Below are 1,700 nucleotides of genomic sequence, written 5' to 3' on the forward strand. Positions count from 1 at the left end.
CCTGGCCGCCCGACGCGGTGCGGACCCAGCCGCCGTCGCGGTCCTGGCCGTCGACCTCCAGCTTCACATGGCGGCCGCGGTCCAGGGTGATCCGCCCGCCGTCGCCGACGGAGGCCTGCGGCGACGGGCTCACCGCGTCGTGCTCGCCGACCGTGATGCCCTGGTCCTTGAGCACCTCGCCGACCGTGCCCGAGTAGGTGTGCACGCTCTGCTCGTGGCCGTCCACGTCGACCGTGACGGCCTTGTCCATCGCGATCGCGGTCGCGCCACCGCCGGTCAACGTCACCAGCGCGGCGGCCACGGCGGCCTTGAGGAACTTCCGCTTCCACGTCCGCACCGCCTTGACGAGCGCGGCGGGCGGGGCGCCCGGCTCCTCCTGGGCCTCCCCCGGCTCCTCGTCCGGGATGACGATGACCGGCAGCAGCGTCGTCTCGGCGTTGATGAGCCGGATCAGCTCGTCGACATCCACATTGGCCGTGGCCAACAGGTCATCGGCGTCCGGACCGAGCACTTCCAGCACATCGGCGGTCGTCACGCTGAGCGCGTTGAGCGCACCTGGCGGGAAGCTCGGGTGGTCCCAGTTGGTGCCGGTCGGGTTCGGCCGGTCGATCAGGCCGACGGCCGTGCCGGGCACCGGGGTGAACCAGTCAGTGATCTCGTTGAACGTCTCCTCGGGCACGTCGAGGCCCGTGGATCCGTCGCGTGCAGTCACAGAAGAGCACTCCCCGGTCTGGCGGTCACGTCCGTCACGCGCGGGCCCCACACACTGGCCACGCCCCGTAGCCACCACGGGCGTCACGGACCTTCGTCGCAATCGCGATCTGCTGTTCCCTGGTCGCCAGGTCGGGGCGGGACGCGTACGCGCCGCCACCGTTGGAGTTCCAAGTCTGGAGGTCGAACTGGAGGCCACCGTAGTAGCCGTTGCCGGTGTTGATGGCCCAGTTGCCGTGCGACTCGCACATCGCGATGCGGTCCCATGCGGCGCCGTCCGGCGGAATTTTGGTGCCCTGCCGGACAATCTTCGTCTTGGCGTCCTTGGTGACCTTCTCGCCGAGCTTCTCCTTGGCGGTCTGACGACCATTCTTCTGGGTGATCCGGTAGGTGACGATCTTCTCGCCGGGCACGCCAGGGTCGTCGACCTTCGAGTCGCCCTTCATCATCGAGTCGTCGGGCACCGTCTGCACCGGCGGGTCGAGCGGCTCGGTCTGGTTGATCACCGACACGCCGGTCCGGCTGATGTGGATCTCGGCGCCGTTAGTGATCTTGACGTCGGCACCGGGGTCGATCGCGTCGTCCGGGCCGATGCTGAGGTTCTGGGCCTTGAGCAGCTCACCGATGGTGATCGCGGTGGTGGTCAGCTGCGCGGGGTCGTTGCCGCCGTCGTACAGCGTGATGTTCTTGGCCGTCTTGACCTCGACGGTCATGCCCTGCACGGGAACGGCCCGGTTGGCGTCCTCGGACAGCCACGCGCCCTTGGTGTCGACGCCGAGCTGGGCGAGCGCCTGGCCGACCGACGCGGTGCGGACCCAGCCGCCGTCGCGGTCCTGGCCGTCGACCTTCAGCTTCACCTGGCGGCCGCGGTCCAGGGGGATCCGCCCGCCGTCGCCGACGGGGGGCTGCGGCGACGGGCTCACCGCGTCGGGCTCGCCGACCGTGGTGCCCTGGGCCTTGGGCACCTCGCCCACCGTGCCCGTGGTGGT

2 protein-coding genes are annotated in these 1,700 nt (G+C 70.1%); both read right to left on the reverse strand.

Going from position 1 to position 1,700, the window contains the following annotated elements:
* The coding region (locus tag F0L68_RS40470; RefSeq protein ID WP_223199583.1) for a ubiquitin-like domain-containing protein at positions 1-712 on the reverse strand (712 nt) is incomplete at its 3' end.
* 34 nt (positions 713-746) lie between these two features.
* Positions 747-1,700, reverse strand: a 954-nt coding sequence (locus F0L68_RS44715) for a resuscitation-promoting factor (RefSeq protein ID WP_149855226.1), incomplete at its 5' end; no start/stop codon positions are given.

It is taken from the genome of Solihabitans fulvus (assembly GCF_008386585.1).
GTDB lineage: Bacteria > Actinomycetota > Actinomycetes > Mycobacteriales > Pseudonocardiaceae > Solihabitans > Solihabitans fulvus.